This window comes from Azorhizobium oxalatiphilum (assembly GCF_014635325.1).
GTDB lineage: Bacteria > Pseudomonadota > Alphaproteobacteria > Rhizobiales > Xanthobacteraceae > Azorhizobium > Azorhizobium oxalatiphilum.
In genome coordinates this window covers 341,070-359,547 of sequence record NZ_BMCT01000007.1, presented here as the reverse complement: position 1 = coordinate 359,547, position 18,478 = coordinate 341,070, and the positions used below count along the sequence as shown (strand labels likewise).

General features: G+C 67.1%; 19 protein-coding genes and 1 riboswitch. Of the genes, 8 read left to right on the top strand and 11 right to left on the bottom strand.

Annotated features, from left to right (window positions below; translation table 11 throughout):
• The 3 genes from IEW24_RS21925 to zapE form a co-directional block, all read right to left on the bottom strand.
• Positions 1–671 (bottom strand): ATP-grasp domain-containing protein (locus IEW24_RS21925; RefSeq protein WP_188582639.1); only part of this gene is annotated, 671 nt, incomplete at its 3' end.
• A gap of 135 nt (positions 672–806) precedes the next feature.
• Positions 807–1,772, bottom strand: coding sequence for a malate dehydrogenase (gene mdh / locus IEW24_RS21920; protein ID WP_188582638.1), 966 nt, complete (start codon positions 1,770–1,772; stop codon positions 807–809).
• A gap of 253 nt (positions 1,773–2,025) precedes the next feature.
• Positions 2,026–3,213 carry a cell division protein ZapE gene (gene zapE, locus IEW24_RS21915; protein WP_188582636.1) on the bottom strand — a complete coding sequence of 396 codons (1,188 nt, stop codon included), beginning with the start codon at positions 3,211–3,213 and terminating at the stop codon, positions 2,026–2,028.
• 332 nt (positions 3,214–3,545) lie between these two features.
• Here zapE and IEW24_RS21910 point away from each other — a divergent pair, with 332 nt between their 5' ends.
• On the top strand, positions 3,546–3,869 hold the full coding sequence (locus IEW24_RS21910; protein ID WP_188582634.1) for a hypothetical protein: 324 nt from the start codon (positions 3,546–3,548) through the stop codon (positions 3,867–3,869).
• Positions 3,870–4,061: 192 nt separating this feature from the next.
• Positions 4,062–6,293 carry an FUSC family protein gene (locus tag IEW24_RS21905; protein ID WP_188582632.1) on the top strand — a complete coding sequence of 744 codons (2,232 nt, stop codon included), beginning with the start codon at positions 4,062–4,064 and terminating at the stop codon, positions 6,291–6,293.
• A 17-nt stretch (positions 6,294–6,310) separates the two neighbouring features.
• Here IEW24_RS21905 and IEW24_RS21900 read toward each other — a convergent pair whose 3' ends face one another.
• Positions 6,311–7,426, bottom strand: coding sequence for a 2'-deoxycytidine 5'-triphosphate deaminase (locus IEW24_RS21900; RefSeq protein WP_188582630.1), 1,116 nt, complete (start codon positions 7,424–7,426; stop codon positions 6,311–6,313).
• A gap of 75 nt (positions 7,427–7,501) precedes the next feature.
• Positions 7,502–7,583, top strand: a riboswitch (SAM riboswitch).
• 82 nt (positions 7,584–7,665) lie between these two features.
• Between IEW24_RS21900 and IEW24_RS21895 the strand changes: the two genes are divergently transcribed.
• The 5 genes from IEW24_RS21895 to IEW24_RS21875 all read left to right on the top strand — a co-directional run bounded on the left by IEW24_RS21895 (position 7,666) and on the right by IEW24_RS21875 (position 11,709).
• Positions 7,666–8,868 (top strand): O-succinylhomoserine sulfhydrylase, encoded by a 1,203-nt coding sequence (locus IEW24_RS21895; RefSeq protein WP_188582629.1) that lies wholly within the window; start codon positions 7,666–7,668, stop codon positions 8,866–8,868.
• Positions 8,869–8,988: 120 nt separating this feature from the next.
• On the top strand, positions 8,989–9,381 hold the full coding sequence (gene apaG, locus IEW24_RS21890) for a Co2+/Mg2+ efflux facilitator ApaG/CorD (protein ID WP_188582627.1): 393 nt from the start codon (positions 8,989–8,991) through the stop codon (positions 9,379–9,381).
• Positions 9,382–9,409: 28 nt separating this feature from the next.
• On the top strand, positions 9,410–10,903 hold the full coding sequence (locus IEW24_RS21885) for a TrkH family potassium uptake protein (protein WP_188582625.1): 1,494 nt from the start codon (positions 9,410–9,412) through the stop codon (positions 10,901–10,903).
• A gap of 89 nt (positions 10,904–10,992) precedes the next feature.
• Positions 10,993–11,241 carry a type II toxin-antitoxin system Phd/YefM family antitoxin gene (locus IEW24_RS21880; RefSeq protein ID WP_188582622.1) on the top strand — a complete coding sequence of 83 codons (249 nt, stop codon included), beginning with the start codon at positions 10,993–10,995 and terminating at the stop codon, positions 11,239–11,241.
• Positions 11,242–11,709: a PIN domain-containing protein gene (locus tag IEW24_RS21875; protein ID WP_188582620.1), complete on the top strand. Its 468-nt coding sequence runs from the start codon at positions 11,242–11,244 to the stop codon at positions 11,707–11,709.
• Positions 11,710–11,779: 70 nt separating this feature from the next.
• Here IEW24_RS21875 and IEW24_RS21870 read toward each other — a convergent pair whose 3' ends face one another.
• From IEW24_RS21870 to IEW24_RS21860, 3 genes are all read right to left on the bottom strand, one after another.
• Positions 11,780–12,754 (bottom strand): Hsp33 family molecular chaperone, encoded by a 975-nt coding sequence (locus IEW24_RS21870; protein WP_244644595.1) that lies wholly within the window; start codon positions 12,752–12,754, stop codon positions 11,780–11,782.
• A gap of 210 nt (positions 12,755–12,964) precedes the next feature.
• Positions 12,965–13,894, bottom strand: coding sequence for an ornithine carbamoyltransferase (gene argF, locus IEW24_RS21865; RefSeq protein ID WP_188582616.1), 930 nt, complete (start codon positions 13,892–13,894; stop codon positions 12,965–12,967).
• Entirely contained in the window at positions 13,891–15,099 is a 1,209-nt protein-coding gene (locus IEW24_RS21860) for an aspartate aminotransferase family protein (RefSeq protein ID WP_188582614.1), read from the bottom strand. The genes argF and IEW24_RS21860 overlap by 4 nt, the downstream gene beginning before the upstream one ends.
• A 366-nt stretch (positions 15,100–15,465) precedes the next feature.
• Between IEW24_RS21860 and IEW24_RS21855 the strand changes: the two genes are divergently transcribed.
• Complete coding sequence (locus tag IEW24_RS21855) at positions 15,466–16,014, top strand: GcrA family cell cycle regulator (RefSeq protein ID WP_188582612.1); 549 nt, start codon at positions 15,466–15,468, stop codon at positions 16,012–16,014.
• A 77-nt stretch (positions 16,015–16,091) separates the two neighbouring features.
• On the opposite strand, the gene IEW24_RS21850 is transcribed toward IEW24_RS21855, so the two are convergent.
• The 4 genes from IEW24_RS21850 to phoU all read right to left on the bottom strand — a co-directional run bounded on the left by IEW24_RS21850 (position 16,092) and on the right by phoU (position 18,474).
• On the bottom strand, positions 16,092–16,418 hold the full coding sequence (locus IEW24_RS21850) for a hypothetical protein (RefSeq protein WP_244644594.1): 327 nt from the start codon (positions 16,416–16,418) through the stop codon (positions 16,092–16,094).
• Positions 16,419–16,578: 160 nt separating this feature from the next.
• Complete coding sequence (locus IEW24_RS21845) at positions 16,579–16,857, bottom strand: hypothetical protein (RefSeq protein WP_188582610.1); 279 nt, start codon at positions 16,855–16,857, stop codon at positions 16,579–16,581.
• 182 nt (positions 16,858–17,039) lie between these two features.
• Positions 17,040–17,741: a phosphate regulon transcriptional regulator PhoB gene (phoB, locus tag IEW24_RS21840; protein WP_188582608.1), complete on the bottom strand. Its 702-nt coding sequence runs from the start codon at positions 17,739–17,741 to the stop codon at positions 17,040–17,042.
• A gap of 4 nt (positions 17,742–17,745) precedes the next feature.
• Entirely contained in the window at positions 17,746–18,474 is a 729-nt protein-coding gene (phoU, locus tag IEW24_RS21835; RefSeq protein ID WP_188582605.1) for a phosphate signaling complex protein PhoU, read from the bottom strand.
• Between the last annotated feature and the right edge of the window lie 4 nt (positions 18,475–18,478).

Genomic DNA, 18,478 nt, shown 5'->3' with positions numbered 1-18,478 from the left:
GCGTCGAGAACCTTCAGCTTGCCGTCGGTGGTGACGATCAGCGGATTGATCTCCAGCATTTCCATGTCGGTGTCGGTGAAGGCGGTGTAGAGCACTTCGGTGAGCTTCACCGCCTGCTTGGACAGGTCGCCCTTCAGGCCCAGCGCATCGGCCACCTTGCGGCCGTGGAAGCCCTGGATACCGGCCGCCGGATCAACCGAGAACGAGATGATCTTCTCAGGCGTGTTGTGCGCCACTTCCTCGATGTCCATGCCGCCTTCGGTGGAGACAACGAAGGACACCTGCGAGGTGGAGCGGTCCACCAGCAGCGAGAGGTAGAACTCGGTCTCGATGTCCGAGCCTTCCTCGATATAGAGGCGGTTCACCTGCTTGCCGGCCGGGCCGGTCTGGATGGTGACGAGCGTGTTGCCGAGCATCTGCTCGACGAAGGTCTTCACCTCGTCCACCGAACGGGCGAGGCGCACACCGCCCTTGTCGCCGGCAGCGGCTTCCTTGAACTTGCCCTTGCCGCGGCCGCCGGCATGGATCTGCGACTTGACGACCCAAAGCGGGCCACCCAGCTCCTTCGCCGCAGCTTCCGCCTCGCTCACTGCCAGAACAGCCACGCCGCGCGACACGGGCGCACCGTAGGTCTTCAGAAGAGCCTTGGCCTGATACTCATGGATATTCATTGGGGCTCCGTCCCTGAGGGTTGCGAATTGCCCCCTCCCGAACGGGAGCGGAACATTTCGGGGTTGCGCTCACCGGTGGGTCGCCCCGCCGGCATGAAAACGGCGGCCCCAAGGGGACCGCCGCGGGTTACTGTCTCACCGTCCGAGGTCCGGTGCGATCTTGAGGCAGGCGTCCACGAGTCCTTGGACTGCGGCCACCGATTGGTCGAATTGGGCGCGCTCGCCGCGGTCGAGCTCAAGTTCCACGACGCGTTCCACGCCGCGGGCACCGATCACGGCCGGCACGCCCACATAGAGATCCTTGAGGCCGTATTCCCCGGACAGCGCAGCGGCCACGGGGAGCACGCGCTTCTTGTCCTTGAGATAGCTCTCCGCCATGGCGATGGCGGACGCCGCCGGCGCATAGAAGGCCGAGCCGGTCTTCAGCAGCTCGACCACCTCCGCCCCGCCGTTGCGGGTGCGCGCGATGATGGCGTCGATGCGATCCTGGCTGGTCCAGCCGATACGGATCAGGTCCGGCACCGGGATGCCCGCAACCGTGCAATAGCGCACCAGCGGCACCATGCTGTCGCCATGGCCGCCCAGCACGAAGGCGGTGACGTCTTCCACCGAGACGTTGAACTCATCCGCCAGGAAGAAGCGCAGCCGCGCGCTATCGAGCACGCCGGCCATGCCCACCACCTTCTGGCGGGGCAGCCCGGAGGCCTTCTGCAGCGCCCAGACCATGGCATCGAGCGGATTGGTGATGCAGATCACGAAGGCGTCAGGGGCGTATTTGGCGATGCCCGCGCCCGCCTGCTCCATAACCTTGAGATTGACGGCGAGCAGGTCGTCCCGGCTCATGCCCGGCTTGCGCGGCACGCCGGCGGTGACGATCACCACGTCGGCGCCGGCGAGGTGCTCATAGGCATTGGTGCCGAGCAGTTTCGCGTCGAAGCCTTCCACCGGGGCAAGTTCGGCCAGATCCAGCGCCTTGCCCTGCGGCGTGCCTTCGACGACGTCGAACAGCACGATGTCGCCCAGCTCTTTCAGGCCCGCCAGCAAGGCCAGCGTACCGCCGATCTGGCCGGCGCCGATCAGGGCAATCTTGCTGCGCGCCATGAAGGAGAAATCCTCAGGGACGGGACGGGGAACAGCGGCCAAGGCCGAGCGCGGGGCCTTGCTACTCCCATCCGTCCGGGGGTTCAAGCCATTGCTTGTAGAGCTTTCGCAGGGGTGTTCCGCAACGGGAGCAGGGCGGGACGCCCCCGCCCGCATTGCATCGCAATGCGAACAACAAACGCACATTCCCAAAATGTGGGATTCGCGTGCGCGGTTCAGAGGACTGAAACGGCACCCGATCCGGCTTTGGAACTCAGGTCTCCACCAGTCCGGTGGCCTCGCCGCTGGCGTCGGAATCGCCGCGCCCATGCGGATGGGCGAGGTAGTCCTCCGAGCGCATCTCATGCAGGCGGGAGACCGTCCGGGCGAACTCGAACGCCTCGGTTCCGTCGGCGCCGGTATAGAGGTGATCGACATCGGTGGCGGCAGATGCCACCAGCTTTACGTTATTATCGTAAAGAGCATCGATCAGGGTGATGAAGCGCTTGGCCTCGTTCCGCACTTCGGGATTGAGGGCGGGAATATCCGTCACCACCAATGTGTGGAAGGTCCGCGCGAGGCGCAGATAGTCCGAGGCGCCCAGCGGCTTCTCGCACAGGTCCGCGAAGGCGAAGCGCGCCGCCCCGCCGCCCGCCAGCGGCACGGCAAGCATCCGCCCCTTCATGTGCAGCTCGGTCGGCGCGCCGCCGTCCGGACCCGCCAGCTTCCGCCAGGCGTCATCGACAGCAGCCGCCGTCTCCGCGTTCAGGGGATTGTGCCAGACCTTGATGCCGTCGAGCTTCTCCATGCGGTAATCGGTGTTGGCGTCCAGCGCCATCACCTCGGTCTTCTGCGTGATCATGTCGATGAACGGCAGGAAGAGCGCGCGGTTGAGCCCGCCGGCATAGAGGTTCTTCGGCTCAACGTTGGAGGTGGCCACCAGCACCACGCCGTCATCGAACAGGCGCTGGAACAGCCGGCCGAGGATCATCGCGTCGGCGATGTCGGTGACGTGGAACTCGTCGAAGCACAGGATGCGGGCTTCGGCGGCCAGCGCATTGGCCACCGGCACGATAGGATCGCCCGTCCTGCGCTCACCGCGCTTCTGGCCTTCGCGTTCCGCATGGATGCGCTCGTGCACATCGGCCATGAATTCGTGGAAATGCGCCCGGCGCTTGGAGAGCGTGCCGAGCCCCTCCAGGAACAGGTCCATGAGCATGGTCTTGCCGCGTCCGACCCGGCCATAGATGTAAAGCCCGCGCGGCGGCGGGGCGGCGGGGCGGCGGCCGAACAGCCAGCCGAGCGCGGAGGACTTCTTGGCCAGCGCCTTGTCCTTCAGCGCCAGTTCCAGCCGGGCCAGCGCCGCCACCACCTTGGCCTGCGCGGCGTCCTCGCGGATCTCGCCCTTGGCCAGCATGGCGTTATAGCGCGCAATGACGCGGCTGCCGCTCTCGATGCCCATCGCTCCTCCGGCCCGCGGCCCTGGGCCGTCGCTTCGGCATATCCCTGAGGGTGTAACACCCCGGAGCGGGGCGCCTGCGACAGGCTGTATCGTCCCCTCCCCGCCCCCGCAAGCCATTGCAGGCATGCGACCGCCATTTCCGCAGGCTGAAACCAAATGCGGATCACGACGTTGCTTCAGTGCGAGACCGCCGGGACGAAGCCTTGCAAATGCTCAAGGCTTCCCCGGTGCGGACACGACCCGGCACGGCTTCGAAGCGAGGCGTCCGGGGTCGCCGGGTGCATCCCGGCAACGCCCCGTTTCGGGGACAGAGAAATGGAAAGGAACAGCCTATGAAGACCAATCTTCTGCGGACCGCGGCCTTTACCTTCGCCATGGCGACCGGCGTGGCCGGCCTCTCGGTGGCGGCTTCGGCCGATGACAGCACCAACCTCGTCAATGACAGCATGGTGCAGCAGCGCCAGATGGACTACCTCCAGCGCCACGGCGGCTACATGATCCTGCAGGATCAGTATTCGCAGTCCGTGGGCGGCCGGAACTCCACCATGGTGGTGCCCGCCCCGCGCTACGTGACGGTGCCCGCGCCGACCTATGTGGTTGGGCCGACCTACGGCACCACATACGGCACCACTTACGCCCCGGCTTCGCCTTACTAAGGACGTGCCGCTCCGGCTCCTTCCGCCCCCGCGACGCCACCGCGTCGCGGGGGCGATGCGTTTAACCAACCGTTAACCGCCTGCCCCGTCTCCCCATGTGGGTTCCACCGTTCCGCTCTGGACATTTGGGGCGCACCATGGACGATCCTTTCTGTCGCAGGCGCGAAACGGGTGTACGCAGTGAAGCTGAGCTTGAGGCTAGCCGAACACAACGAACGGGGCCGCAAGCCCCTGTTGCAGCGGCTGCGCAGCTGGCTGGACGAGCACGACCCCGGCGGCATTGACCAGATCCGCGCGTTCCATCTCGCGCTCGCCTACGTCGTCATCATCATCTGCGGCGTCACGACCTCGCGCGCGTTCGGGCTGAACCTCGACGTCACCTTTCCCATGATCGGGGCGATGACTGCCTCGGTGCTCATCACCTTTACGCCCGCCGCCTCCGTTCCCATCGAGGCGAAAAGCTTTCTGCGGGTGTTTGCCGTCACGATCGGCCTGCTCGCCATCGTCGCCATCATCGGCCCCGGCAGCCATCCCGAAAATGCGCTGGTGCTCAAGCTGCTGCTGGTGCCGCTCTCCTGCATCGCCATGTATCTGCGCCGCTACGGCATGGACGGGCAGCGGCTCGGTATTGCGCTGATCATCATCGCCACGGTCGCCACCATCCTGCGACCGACGCGGGAGGAAGGGGCCTGGCTGCTGCTGGCCAGCGTGGAAGGCTTCATCATCACCGCCCTCATCCGTCTGTCGCCGTTCCGGCCCAGCGCCATGCAGGCGTACAACGACGGCGTGGTGGATGCGGTGCAGGGGGTAGGCGATTATCTGCGCCTGCTGGCCGACGCCATCCGCAATTCCACCGAAGTGCCCAAGCCCGCCCTCACCATGCTGCATCGTCTGCGCGTGCGGGTGCGGGTGGCGCTGCTGGCCGCCACCACGGAGGAGCCCGAGGCGCGTGGCTGGGTGGAGGCGGTGCGCACCCATGTCTACCGCCTGCGCGTCGCCACCCAATTGCTGCGCGACTGCATCCCGCCCATGCGGGCGGAGGGCAATGACCGCGCCTGGGCCATACCCATCGCCTCCATGGCCGAGGAGGTGGCCCGTCATCTCGACCTGATCGGCCGCGTGCCCGGCCATCGCGACCTCCGGCTCGACGACGCTTTGACCCGCCTGCGCCGCGCTGCCACGGCACCCGACCTCGACCCCAAGGTCCAGTTGACGCTGTTGCGCGCCGTCACCGCCTTCGAGCGCCTCGCCCTGCTGGTGAGCGGGCTGGAGAAATTCCATCTGGAACGGCCGGTCGAGGAGAATGTCGCCGCCTACCCCTCGCAGCCGGAACCGAAGGTCGCGCCCGAGCCCTTCTTCAACGCCAATGGTCTCTCGCCTTCCATGCGCGTGGCGGTGCAGGCGCTGATCGCCACCACCATCACCACCAGCCTCGACCTCATCCTCGGCCTCGACCACGCCTATTGGGCCACCATGACCGTCATGTTCGTGCTGGGGAATTCGCTGGGCGAAACCTATGTGCGCGTGCGCTACCGCACCTGGGGCACGGTGCTGGGCGTGCTGGTGGGAGTGGCCGCCGTACATCTGATGCACAACGGCGTGTGGGTGCTCGCCGGCATCTGTCTCGCGGGGCAGGTCATCGGCCTGCTCACCATGCGCGACCGCTACGACATCGCCTCCGCCGCAACCGGCCTGTCGGTGGTGGTGGGCCTGCATCTGGTCACGGGCCTGACCGCCGAGGGCATGATCTCGCGCATCTACGAGACCGCCATCGGCGCCGTGGTGGCACTCGTCATCTCCTATCTGGTGCTGCCCATCTATGGCAGCGACGAGGTGATCGTGCAGGTGAAAACCGTGGTGGCACGCTGCCGCTCGGCCTTCGCCGGCTGGTGGCCACGCGGCGAGAAGCGGGAATCGGTGAGCGAACTCGCCTGGGAAATGCGCCCGGTGATGGACCGCCTGCCGCAGATCGACGCCGAATCCTCCCTCGGCCATCGGGCAGCGGGCGAGGTGGTGAATCTGGTGTCCACGCTGGACATCCTCACCACCTATCTCGCCCTGCTGGAGGACGCCGCCCAGCGCCTGTCCGCCTTGCAGCCGCCGGAAGAGATCGTCAACGCGCTGGAGGCGGCGCGCTCGCGCACCTTGCAGGGGTTCGACCTCGCGCTGGGCGATGCAGCGCCTGCCGCCGAAATCCGGGGCGCGCCGCAGGTGGATGCGGCGCTATCGGCAGCGCTCGGCCAGAGCACCGACGAAACCGCGCGCCGGCTGCTGCCGTTCGTGGCGGATTATCTGGCCTTCTCGGACGCTATCCTTCAGCCACTGGCCGATCTGCGCACCGTGCTGAACCCGCCGCCCGCCACCTCGACGGTGCCGGCGAAAGTGCCCAAGGACACCACGCCGGACGCGCAGGAAGCGGCGTAAGCGGCGCTTCCCGCCCCTCAAAGCCCCGGCGCGAACGGCCGGAAGTGCTTGGAAAGCTTCAGGCCCTGGCCCTGATAATTGGAGCCGAGGTCGGAGCCGTAGAGATAGGTGGGCCGTTCCGCCATGCGCTCATAGACGAGGCGGCCGACCGTCTGGCCGTGCTCCAGAATGAAGGGCACCTCGCGCGAGCGCACTTCCAGCACAGCGCGCGCACCTGAGCCGCCAGCCGCCGCATGGCCGAAGCCGGGGTCGAAGAAGCCCGCATAATGCACGCGGAACTCGCCCACCAGCGGGTCGAACGGCACCATCTCCGCCGCCTGATCGGGCGGCACATGCACCGCCTCGCGGGAGGCGAGGATGTAGAAGGCATCGGGATCGAGCACGAGGGAGGTGCGGCCGCGCGCACGCAGCGGCTCCCAGAAATCCTCCACGTCGAGGCCGGCGCGCTTGTCCAGATCCACCACGCCGGTGTGCTTCTTGGCGCGGAAGCCGAGCAGCCCGTCCCACGCCTCGCCGGCAAGGTCCACGCCCATGGCGATGCCGCCCGCCGCCACGTCGGGGGCGTCGGAATCCACCAGCCGCTGCTCCTGCTGGAGGTTCAGCAGCTCAAGGTCGGAGAGGCGCGAGATGCCGCGCCGGAACCGCACCTGCGACAGGCGCGAGCCGGCACGCACCAGAATGGGGAAGGTGCGCGGGGCGATCTCCAGATAGAGCGGCCCCTCATAGCCCATGGGGATGGCGTCGAACGCCCGCGCGCCATCGGCGATGACGCGGGTGAAGACATCCAGACGCCCGGTGGAGCTTTTGGGATTGGTGGTGGCCGACACGTCCGCCGGCAAGCGCAGCCGTTCGAAAAGAGGAACGAGATAGACGCCCCCCGTCTCCAGAACGGCGCCGTCCGAGAGGTCGAGCTTGTGCAGCGCCAGCTCGGAGAGACGATCCTTCACCGTGTTTCCGGCGCCGGGCAGGAAGCTGGCGCGGATGCGCCAGGCATGGCGGCCGAGACGCAGATCAAGGCTTGCGGGCTGGATCTGGTCGTCATCCAGCGGGCGGCGCGTCGAAATCCCTCCGTTTTCCGCAAGCGCGGCGATGGCCTGCGCCGGAAGGATGCCTGCTCTGTGCTGTTCGACCACGCTCAGCTCCGCTTCGTCGTTGCGTTCGTTTTAACGGACGCGAGGCTTGACGCCAAGCGGCCATGGGCGTTAACTGCCGATACTCGTGGTGAATTTGAGCCCGGCCGGCTTGCTGCCACGTTAAACAAGATTGCTAAAAGGCCGGGGAACGTAGACGCGCACACAGGTTCCGGTCCTTTCGTCCCGGTCCTGCATGCCTGTTCCACGGCTCCTCGGCCTCGATGAGAGGCGTGTGACCCGTGGCGTCCAAGTTCATCCCGCCGGACCCGGCAACTTTGCATCCCGAAACCCTGCTCGTCCATGGCGGCACCACCCGCTCTTCCTACGGCGAGACCTCGGAAGCGCTCTACCTGACGCAGGGCTTTGTCTATGACAATGCCGAAGCGTGCGAAGCGCGCTTCAAGGGCGAGGATCCCGGCTTCGTCTATTCCCGCTACGGCAACCCCACCACCGCCATGTTCGAGGAGCGCATGGCGCTGCTCGAAGGCGCCGAGGCCGCCCGCGCCACCGCCTCCGGCATGGCCGCCGTCAATGCCGTGCTGCTCTGCCAGTTGAGCGCCGGCGACCATGTGGTCGCCGCCCGGGCCCTGTTCGGCTCCTGCCGCTGGATCCTTGAGGACTTCCTGCCGCGCTACGGCGTCGAAACGACGCTGGTGGACGGCACCGATCTCGCCGCCTGGAAGGCGGCGGCGCGGCCCAGCACGAAGATCTTCTTCCTGGAGAGCCCCACCAATCCGACGCTGGAGATCATCGACATCAAGGCGGTGGCCGACATCGCCCATGCCGCCGGTGCCCGTCTCGTGGTGGACAATGTGTTCGCCACCCCGCTGCTACAGAAGCCGTTCGAACTGGGGGCCGACGTGGTGGTCTATTCGGCCACCAAGCATATCGACGGCCAGGGCCGCTGCCTCGGCGGCGTGGTGCTGTCCTCGCAGCAGTTTGTCACCGACCATCTGCAGACCTTCCTGCGCCAGACCGGCCCGTCCATCTCGCCCTTCAATGCATGGGTGCTGCTGAAGGGGCTGGAGACGCTGGGTCTGCGCGTGGAGCGCGCCCAGGCCACCGCCGCCAAGATCGCCGATGCGGTCGCCGGCGCGGCCAAGGTGGAGAAGGTGCTCTATCCGTTCCGCGCCGATCACCCGCAGGCAGAACTTGCCCGCCGGCAGATGTCGGGCGGCGGCACGCTGGTGACGTTCGTGGTGGAGGGCGGCAAGGATGGCGCGTTCCGTTTCGCCAACGCGCTGAAGGTGATCCGCATCTCCAACAATCTCGGGGATTCGAAGAGCCTGCTCACCCATCCGGCCACCACCACCCACCAGCGTTTCACGCCGGAGGCGCGGGCCGAAATGGGCATTTCCGACGGCCTCGTGCGCCTGTCGGTGGGGCTGGAACACCCCGACGACCTGATCAGCGACATCCTCACCGCCCTGAAGGCGGTGTGAGGTACAGCACATAGCGGGATGCCGGGGACAGCCGGCAAGGTTCCCATTGCGCGGCGCGGTGACGCCGGTTCACTATTGCCGCGCGGGGCATAACCCCGCGCGGCGGACGGACGACAAGAGATGTATCGGGCGACCACGCGCAAGATTCAGGTGACGGCCACCCCGCGCTATGTGGCCGAGCGCTCCGAACCTGATGAGGGCCGGCACTTCTGGGCCTACACGATCGAGGTGGTGAATCTCGGCCGCGTGCCCGTGCAGTTGAAGGCCCGGCACTGGACCATCACCGACGCGCGCGGGCATGTGGAAGAGGTGCACGGTGCCGGCGTGGTGGGCGAAGAGCCCGTGCTGCCCCCCGGCGGCCGGTTCGAATATACGAGCGGCGTGCCTCTCACCACGTCCACCGGCATCATGAGCGGGCATTACGACATGATCGCCGACGGCGGCGAGACCTTCGCCGTGGAGATTCCGGCCTTCTCGCTCGACATCCCGCACATGCCCCGGGTGCTGAACTGACACGGCCCGCTCCCAGGAGCGACCGGCGATGAGCCTCGTGCGCCCCTCGGTGCAGCGGGCGTCCACGCCCGCCCTCGACCTGCGCCCCATCGCGTCGACCATCGGCATCCTTCTGTCCATCCTCGGCGCCAGCATGCTGCTGCCCGCGATGGCCGACCTGCGGGCCGGCTCCGGCGGACAGGGCGCGTTCGTGGGCGCGGCGGCCATCACCATCTTCGTGGGCGTGCTGCTGATCGTCTCCGGCCGGGGCACCACGCCCGCGCGGCTGGACCTGCGGCAAGCCTTCCTGCTCACCGCCTCGGTGTGGGTGGTGCTGGCGCTGTTCGCCACCCTGCCCCTCATGTGGGGGCCGTCGCACCTCAGCTTCGTGCATGCGCTGTTCGAAGCGGTGTCGGGCCTCACCACCACCGGCTCCACGGTGATGACCGGGCTTGATGCCATGTCGCCCGGCATCCTGCTGTGGCGGGCCATGCTGCACTGGTTCGGCGGCGTCGGCATCGTGGTCATTGCCATCGCCGTGCTACCGGCACTGAGCATCGGCGGCATGCAGCTGTTCCGCACCGAGTCCTCCGATCGCTCGGAGAAATTCATGCCCCGGGCCGGCTCGGTGGCGAAGGGGCTGCTGACCGCCTATCTGCTGCTCTCGCTTCTGTGCACCATCTGCTATCTGCTGGCCGGCATGACGCCCTTCGATGCGGTGACGCTGGCCATGTCAACGGTGTCCTCGGGCGGCTTCGCCAATTCGGACTCCTCGTTCGGCATCTTCACCAGCCCGGCGGTGGAATATGTGGCGGTGGTGTTCATGCTCGCCGCCAGCCTGCCCTTTCCGCTCTATGTGCGGGCGCTGGGCGGCGACGTCTCCAAGCTGTTCCGGAATGCGGAAGTCCGGCTCTTCCTCGCCGTGGTCGCAGCCTTCACGCTCGCCTCCTTCCTGCAGCAGTCCTTTCAGGGCGTGGCGCATGGCGAGACGGCTCTGCGGCAAGCGCTGTTCACGGTCGCCTCGCTGGTGTCCTCCACCGGCTTCATGGCGGTGGACTATACCCATTGGGGGCCGCTCTCCGACGCCATCTTCTTCGTGCTGATGTTCCTCGGCGGCTGCACCGGCTCCACCGCCGGCGGCCTGAAGACCCTGCGCCTGCTGATCGCCATGAAGGCGGTGCGCCAGCATCTGAAGCGCATTTCCTATCGCAACGGCGTCTTCCCCATCCGCTACGGCGGCGCCTCGGTGTCCGACGAGGTGGTGGCCTCGGTGCTGGGCTTCATCTTCCTCTATGTGGCGACCTTCGCCGTGGCGGGGGTGATCCTCTCTTTGATGGGCCTCGACCTGCGCACCGCCTTCTCGGCTTCCATCGCCAGCCTGTCCAACGTGGGACCGGGCCTCGGCCCCATCGTCGGCCCCGCCACCACCTACGCCAACCTGCCGGATCCCGCCGTGGCGCTGCTGACCTTCGTGATGTTGCTGGGGCGGCTGGAAATCCTGACCGTGCTGGTGCTCACCCTGCCGCGCTTCTGGATGCGCTGAGGCCCGGTGCTCCTTGCACCGGTGGGCGAAGAGCATAATGTGACTACAAGTAGTCATATATCGGACGCCCGCATCCCGAGGAGGCATCCATGCGCGAGATCCAGCTCCGCTCGGCCAAGGAAAACCTGTCCCAGGTCGTCGATGAGGCGGTTTCGGGCGATCCCGTGGTGATCACCCGGCACGGCAAGCCGGAGGTGGTGGTGGTGTCGTGGGAGGAATGGAACCGGGTCAGCAAGGCGGTGCCCGGCTTCGGCTGGCTGCTGGCCCATCCCCCGGCGGAGATCGAGGACATTCCGGAGCGCCGGAGCCGGCGGCCCCGTCAGTCGCCGGAGCTATAAGTGCCGGCGGCCCGTCCCCAGTATCTGCTGGACACCAATGTCATCAGCGCCGTCTCGCCCCGGCAGGCGGCCCAGCATCCGGCGCTGGTGCAGTGGATCGAGGCGAAGGCGGACCTGCTCTGGCTCTCCACGATCTCCATCGTGGATATCGAGGCTGGCATCGCCGCCGCCGAACGCAAGGGGGCCACGCGGAAGGCTCCGGTGCTGGCGCACTGGCTGGAGGCGATCAGCCACTATTATGCCGATCGCATCCTGACCATCGACATGCCGGCTGCCCGTGAGATCGGGCGCCTGCTGGAGCATGCGGCGGCCACCGGACACAATTGCGATTTCGAGGACATCGCCATCGCCGGCATAGCGAAATCGCGGGGCCTCGTGGTGCTGACCCGGAACGTGAAGGACTTCGAGCCCTTCCATCCACTCGGCGTGGCGCTTCACAATCCGTTCGACACTCTGCCCCCGGGCTGACTTCAGGCCCCCGGAAACAAAAAGGACGGCGCAAGCGCCGCCCTTCTGCATTTTGAGCCGTGACAGCCCGTCAGCTGTCGGCGTGCCCGAGGATCTCCTCGGCCGCGAAGCCGTAGGAGCGGCCGCAGAACTCGCAGTTCACGGTGATGCGGCCGTCGTCCTGGATCATGTCCCGCCGCTCCTCCTTGGAGAAGCTGGCGAGCACGCCCTGCACCCGCTCGCGCGAGCAGGAGCACTGGGCGACAACCTTCTGGGCGTCGAACACCCGCGCCCCGCGCTCGTGGAACAGACGGAACAGCAACTGCTCGCTGGTGAGCGTCTTGTCCACCAGCTCCACGTCCTCCAGCGTGGCGGCGAGCGCCTGCGCCTCGGTCCAGGCGTCGTCTTCCTCGACCTGATGGGCGTCCACGCCCTCCGGTGCATCGCCGGGATGGAGATCGGCCTGCGCCGAGCGGCCGCCGTCCTCGGGCAGGAACTGCACCAGGAAGCCGCCCGCCCGCCAGGACGAGCCGCCGCCCGCCTGCATCTCCTCGCCCACCGCAAGGCGGACGCGGGTGGGGATCTGCTCCGACTGGCGGAAATATTCGTGCGCCGCCTCTTCCAGCCCGGTGCCGTCCAGCGCCACTACGCCCTGATAGCGGTTCACCGACAGGCCCTGGTCGATGGTCATGGCCAGATGGCCGCGCCCGATCAGCTCGGAGGGCGTGGCGGCATTGCCCTTTTCGGCCTCCGCCACGCGCTCCGCATCGAAGCGGGCATAGGCGCGGATCTTGTCGGGGGTGACGAAGTCCACCACCACCATGTCCACCGGACCATCGGTCTGGGTCTGGAGGATGAAGCGGCCCTCGAACTTCAGCGAGGAGCCGAGCAGGCAGGTGAGCACCACCGCCTCGCCGATCACGCGCTTGACCGCCGGCGGATAGTCGTGATGGGCCAGCACCGCATCGAGGCTGGCGCCGAGACGCACCACGCGCCCGCGCACGTCCAGCGGCTCCACATGGAAGGGCACCACGCAATCGTCCGCGCCGGGCAGAGGGGAGTGCATCTCCTCTGAGGTTCTGTTTTCAGCCATAGGGCACCACGCACTGGGCAATCGCCGCCGGAGCATCAGCATGCCCCGCGCCGAGGATTGCGACAAACAAGGGGTTTTCGCACCCATGCCGCCAAGGACCGGCAAAGGCGCGACAAACGTCTTTCGCCGCCCGAAGCCGGGTCGAACCGGCCGGGCGACGATCAAGTTGACCCCGATGTGGGTTCAGACCCCGGATTTGTCCAGACACCAGGCGAGAATGCCCTTCTGCGCATGCAGACGGTTCTCGGCCTCGTCGAACACCACCGACTGCGGGCCGTCCATCACCTCGTCGGTGACTTCCTCGCCGCGATGCGCCGGCAGGCAGTGCATGAAGACGGCACCGGGATTGGCCCGGCCCATCAGCTTGGCATTCACCTGATAGGGCTTCAGCAGGTTGTGGCGGCGTTCCGCCTCCTTGTCGCCCATGGAAACCCAGGTGTCGGTGATGACGCAGTCAACGCCTTCCACCGCCTCGTCCGGATCGCGGGTGAAATGCACCTTGGCCTTGGTGCGCTTCACGAACTCCTTCAGGGCCTGTCGCGGGGACAGTTCCTTCGGGGTCGCCACGTTGATGGTGAAGTCGAACTGGTGGGCCGCATGAATCCACGAGGCCAGCACGTTGTTGGCGTCCCCCGTCCAGGCCACGCGGCGGCCGGTGATCGGCCCCTTGTGCTCCTCGAAGGTCAGCACATCAGCCATCACCTGACAGGGATGGGAAATGCGGGTGAGACCGTTGATCACCGGCACGGTCGCATTGGCCGCCAGCTCCACCAGATCCTCATGGCTGAGGATGCGGATCATGATGGCGTCCACGAAGCGCGACAGCACGCGGGCGGTGTCGGCGATGCTCTCGCCGCGCCCGAGCTGCATTTCCGCGCCCGTGAGCATGATGGTCTCGCCGCCGAGCTGGCGCATGGCCAGGTCGAACGACACGCGGGTCCGGGTGGACGGCTTGTCGAACACCATGGCCAGCGACTTGCCGGCCAGCGGCTTCTCCTCGGTCCCGGCCTTGCGCTTCGCCTTGAGCTGCTTGGACAATTCCAGCACCTGACGCAGGTCAACCGCTTCCAGATCCGTCAGATCCAGGAAGTGACGCACTCCATTCCCGCTCATTCGGCGGCCCCCTTCACCGGCGCATGGGCCAGCTCATTCTCGATCTTCTGGCACGCCGCCTCGATCTTCTGGCAGGCGATGCCGATTTCTTCCGCCGTCACCACCAGCGGCGGCAGCAGACGCACCACATTGTCGCCGGCGCCGGGCACCAGCATGCCTTCCTCGCGCAGCGCCACCACCAGATCGGCGGCCGGCACCAGCGCCTTGAGGCCCATCAGCAGGCCCTGCCCGCGGATCTCGGAAATGACCGCCGGATGGCGATCCTTCACCTCGGCCAGCATCTGGGTGAAGCGCAGGCTCATCTGGCGCACATGCTCCAGGAAGTCCGGTTGCAGCACCTTGTCCAGCACCGCATTGCCCACCGCCATGGCCAGCGGATTGCCGCCATAGGTGGAGCCGTGGGTGCCGAGCGTCATGCCCTTGGCCGCATTTTCCGTGGCGAGGCAGGCGCCCATGGGGAAGCCGCCGCCGATGCCCTTGGCCACCGCCATGATGTCCGGCGTGGCGCCGGTCCATTCATGGGCGAACAGGCGGCCGGTCCGGCCGACACCGCTCTGCACCTCGTCGAGGATCAGCAGCAGGCCGTGCTCGTCGCACAGGGCGCGCAGGGTGGTGAGGAAGCTCGACGGGGGCACGCGCACGCCGCCCTCGCCCTGCACCGGCTCGATGAGGATGCCTGCGGTGGTGGGGCCGATGGCCGCCTTCACCGCGTCCAGATCACCGAACGGCACCTGATCGAAGCCGGGCATGTCGGGGCCGAAGCCCTCCATGTATTTGGCGTTGCCGCCGGCGGCGATGGTGGCGAGCGTGCGGCCGTGGAAGGCGCCCTCGAAGGTGATGATGCGGTTGCGCTCGGCATTGCCGGTCACGAACTGGTAGCGGCGCGCCATCTTGATGGCGCACTCCAGCGCTTCCGCACCCGAATTGGTGAAGAAGACCGTGTCGGCGAAGGTGGCCTCGATCAGCCGCTCGGCCAGACGCTCGCCGCCGCTGATGCGGAACAGGTTCGAGGTGTGCCAGAGCTTGCCGGCCTGCTCGGTGAGGGCCTGCACCAGATAGGGATTGGCGTGGCCCAGCACGTTGACCGCGATGCCGGCGGTGAAATCGAGAAAACGTCGCCCGTCCGTGGCAATGAGCCAGCAGCCCTCCCCCCGCTCGAATTCGAGATTGACGCGCGCATAGGTCGGAAGAACGGGGGTGATCACGGAACCCCTCCTTGACGAGGGTTAGGGATTGACAAGCCGATGGCACATGCCTGCGGCAAAGATGCCTTTCAGCAACAGAAAAAGGCCGCCCTCGCGGGGCAGCCCGACATTGGGGATTCTAAACATCGCCAACGCGGGGTCAACATACCTCGCGTGGTTAACGTTTTTGCAACGACTTGGGGAAAACCGGGGGAGTGGTGATTCTCGCACTTCGCGCAACCCGCCCCATATTGTAGCTTCCACTTCGCCGGCCACGAGATGTCGTGCGGCACCGTTCCCAAGTGGCGTCGGATCCCATGGTCCCGCGCGCGCATCGCGCGTCGGGAAGCGGCCGTGGATTCGATGAGGCAGCCAAGGAGGCGAGCGATGAGCTGGAACGACGAGCGCGTCGAACTCTTGAAGAAGCTCTGGAGCGAAGGGCTGTCCGCCAGCCAGATCGCTGGTGAGCTGGGCGGCATCACGCGTAATGCCGTCATTGGTAAGGTCCACCGTCTCGGCCTGTCCGGCCGGGCCAAGGCGCCCGCCGTCGCGGCCCGCCCGCGCAAGACGGCCCGCCCCGAGGCTCCGGCCCCGCAGCAGCAGCAGCAGCGCCCGCAGGCGCCGGTGCGTCCCGCCACCCACGGCAACACGGCCCTCGCCCCCGCCTTCGAGGCTCTGGTGGAGACGATGCCGACCCCCGCCCCGGCCCCCCAGCCGGCCGGCAACAATGTGCTGCCCATGGGCCAGCGCTGCACCATCATGAATCTGACCGAGTCCACCTGCCGCTGGCCGCTGGGTGAGCCGGGCACGGATGCCTTCTATTTCTGCGGTGGCCGCAGCCTGACCGGCAATCCTTATTGCGCCACCCATGCGCGCATGGCCTACCAGCCGGTGCAGGATCGCCGCCGCGCGCCGCGCGCCGCCGCCCGCATGTGAGCGCAAGCTCACGAGGCTGAGGTCACAGACGACAAAAGCCCCGCACCGCGGGGCTTTTTTATTGGGCGCGCCCCTGCTCAGCGCAGATCGCGGGTGGGATCGTAGCAGGTGTAGCCGACGAAGCAGCGCGGATTGTCGCGGGTCGGCACCCAGGCCGGATCATTGATCTGGTCCGCCGGGCAGAAGGCACGGCTGATCACATAGCGGTCATAGGTATTGGCGGAGGTCGCCAGCACCGCACTGCCGCCCGCGCGCACGATTGTCGCCGCCTGCCGACAGGTCATCTGGGTGGTGTTGGGCAGGGCCATGGCGACGGCGGGAACCAGCACCGCAGCCAGGATCGCCATTGGACCCAGGGTCTTGCTGAAGGTCTTGCGACAGGCCGCGCGCAGTATCTTCCTCATCACACATACTCCTGCGGCCGGATATCCGCGGCCGGAACTGCCATGCGCCCCGCTTGCAACGCCGGGCCGACGCCCGCATTCAAGCCGAAGCACCCCGCCCACCCGGATTTGGCCCGACCTTAAGCACAAGGATGGACGCAGGCCAAGGGCACCCCGCGCCTCACCAGTCGCGTCCGGTCTTGTCCGGGTCGTAGCAGGTGTAGCCGACGAAACATTGCGGATTGTCACGGGCACGTTCGAAGGCCGGCTTCAGCTGCTGGCCCGGCATGCAGTAGCGCACGTTCACCACATAGCGGTCGAAGGTGGTGGGCGAGGTGTCGAGCACGATGCCGGGACTGCGCCCCACCAACTCCTGTACCGCGACGCAGCTCATCCTGTAGCTGGCCGGCCGGGCTTCCGCTGTCCCGGTGAGGGCTGACAGGAGAAGGGCGAGGCCCACGGCCGGCGCCCACCGGCTTCGGCCCCTGCGTCGCCTGGTTCGACCGGCGATCACATCTGCGTTTGCGCGACCCGCGCTTTCGATCTCGCGCTGCATGTCCGCCTCCACGCTTCGGGGCCCTCCCGCACGGGAGGGCGCATGCCGCAGCATCAACGCGGAACTGCCACGCTGGGTCCGCTCCCTCAATGGGCGCGGGCAAACATTTCGTTGAACGAGTAACCAGCCCCGCGCACGGTGCGGATGGGATCGGACTGGCGGCCGCGATTGATGGCCTTGCGCAGCCGGCCCACATGCACGTCCACCGTACGCTCGTCGATATAGACGTCCTGCCCCCATACGCCGTCGAGCAGCTGCTCGCGCGAGAACACGCGGCCGGGGCTCTGCATGAGGAATTCGAGCAGGCGGAATTCGGTGGGGCCGAGATGCACCTCGCGGCCGGCGCGATGCACCCGGTGGGTTTCGCGGTCCAGCTCGATGTCGCCGGCGCGCAGCAGGGTCGCCACATGCTCGGGCTTGGCCCGGCGCAGCAGCGCCCGCACCCGGGCCAGCAGCTCGGGCACGGAGAAGGGCTTCACCACATAATCGTCGGCGCCGGTGGCGAGGCCGCGCACACGCTCGGTCTCCTCGCCACGGGCGGTGAGCATGATCACCGGCAGGCGCTCCGTCTCGGGACGGGTGCGCAGGCGGCGGCACAGCTCGATGCCCGACAGGCCCGGCAGCATCCAGTCGAGGATCACGAGGTCCGGCACGCTTTCCCGAAGCCGGGTCTCGGCCTCGTCGCCCCGGGCCACACTGTCCACGGCATAGCCCTCGCTTTCGAGGTTATACCGCAGGAGGAGCGTGAGAGGCTCCTCGTCCTCGATGATCAGGATCTGCGCGGGCACTTGCTCATCCTTCGACCGAACGCGGCGGGAACGCCACGGTGGTCTCGCTGGTCTCGTCCGCCTTCGGGCGGGTGTCGGTGATCATCTGGCCGGTGACCATGTAATAGACGGTCTCGGCGACATTGGTGGAATGATCGCCGATGCGCTCGATGTTCTTGGCGCAGAACAGCAGGTGCGTGCACACGGAGATGTTGCGCGGATCCTCCATCATATAGGTGAGGAGTTCGCGGAACAGCGAGGTGTACATGGTGTCCACGCTGGCGTCCTTGCGCCACACGCCCATGGCCTTCTCCGCATCGCGGCCGGCATAGGCGTCCAGCACTTCCTTCATCTGCTCGAGCACGAGGTCGGACATGTGCTCGACGCCGCGCACCAGCTTCTGCGGGTGATATTCGCTCTCGATGGCCAGCACGCGCTTGGCCACGTTCTTGGCGAGGTCGCCGATGCGCTCCAGATCGTTGGAGATGCGCAGCGTCGCCACGATGTCGCGCAGGTCCACCGCCATGGGCTGGCGCTTGGCGATGACCAGGACGGCCTTGTCCTCGATCTCGCGCTGCAGGTGGTCGATGGTGGCATCCAGCAGCACCACGCGCTGGGCCATGGTGCTGTCGCGACGGATCAGGGACAGGACGCTATCAGCCACGAGGCGCTCGGCCTGGCCGCCCATCTCGACGACCTTGCGGCCCAGTTCCTTCAGCTCGGCATCGAAGGCCGAAACGATATGCTCAGTCATGGAT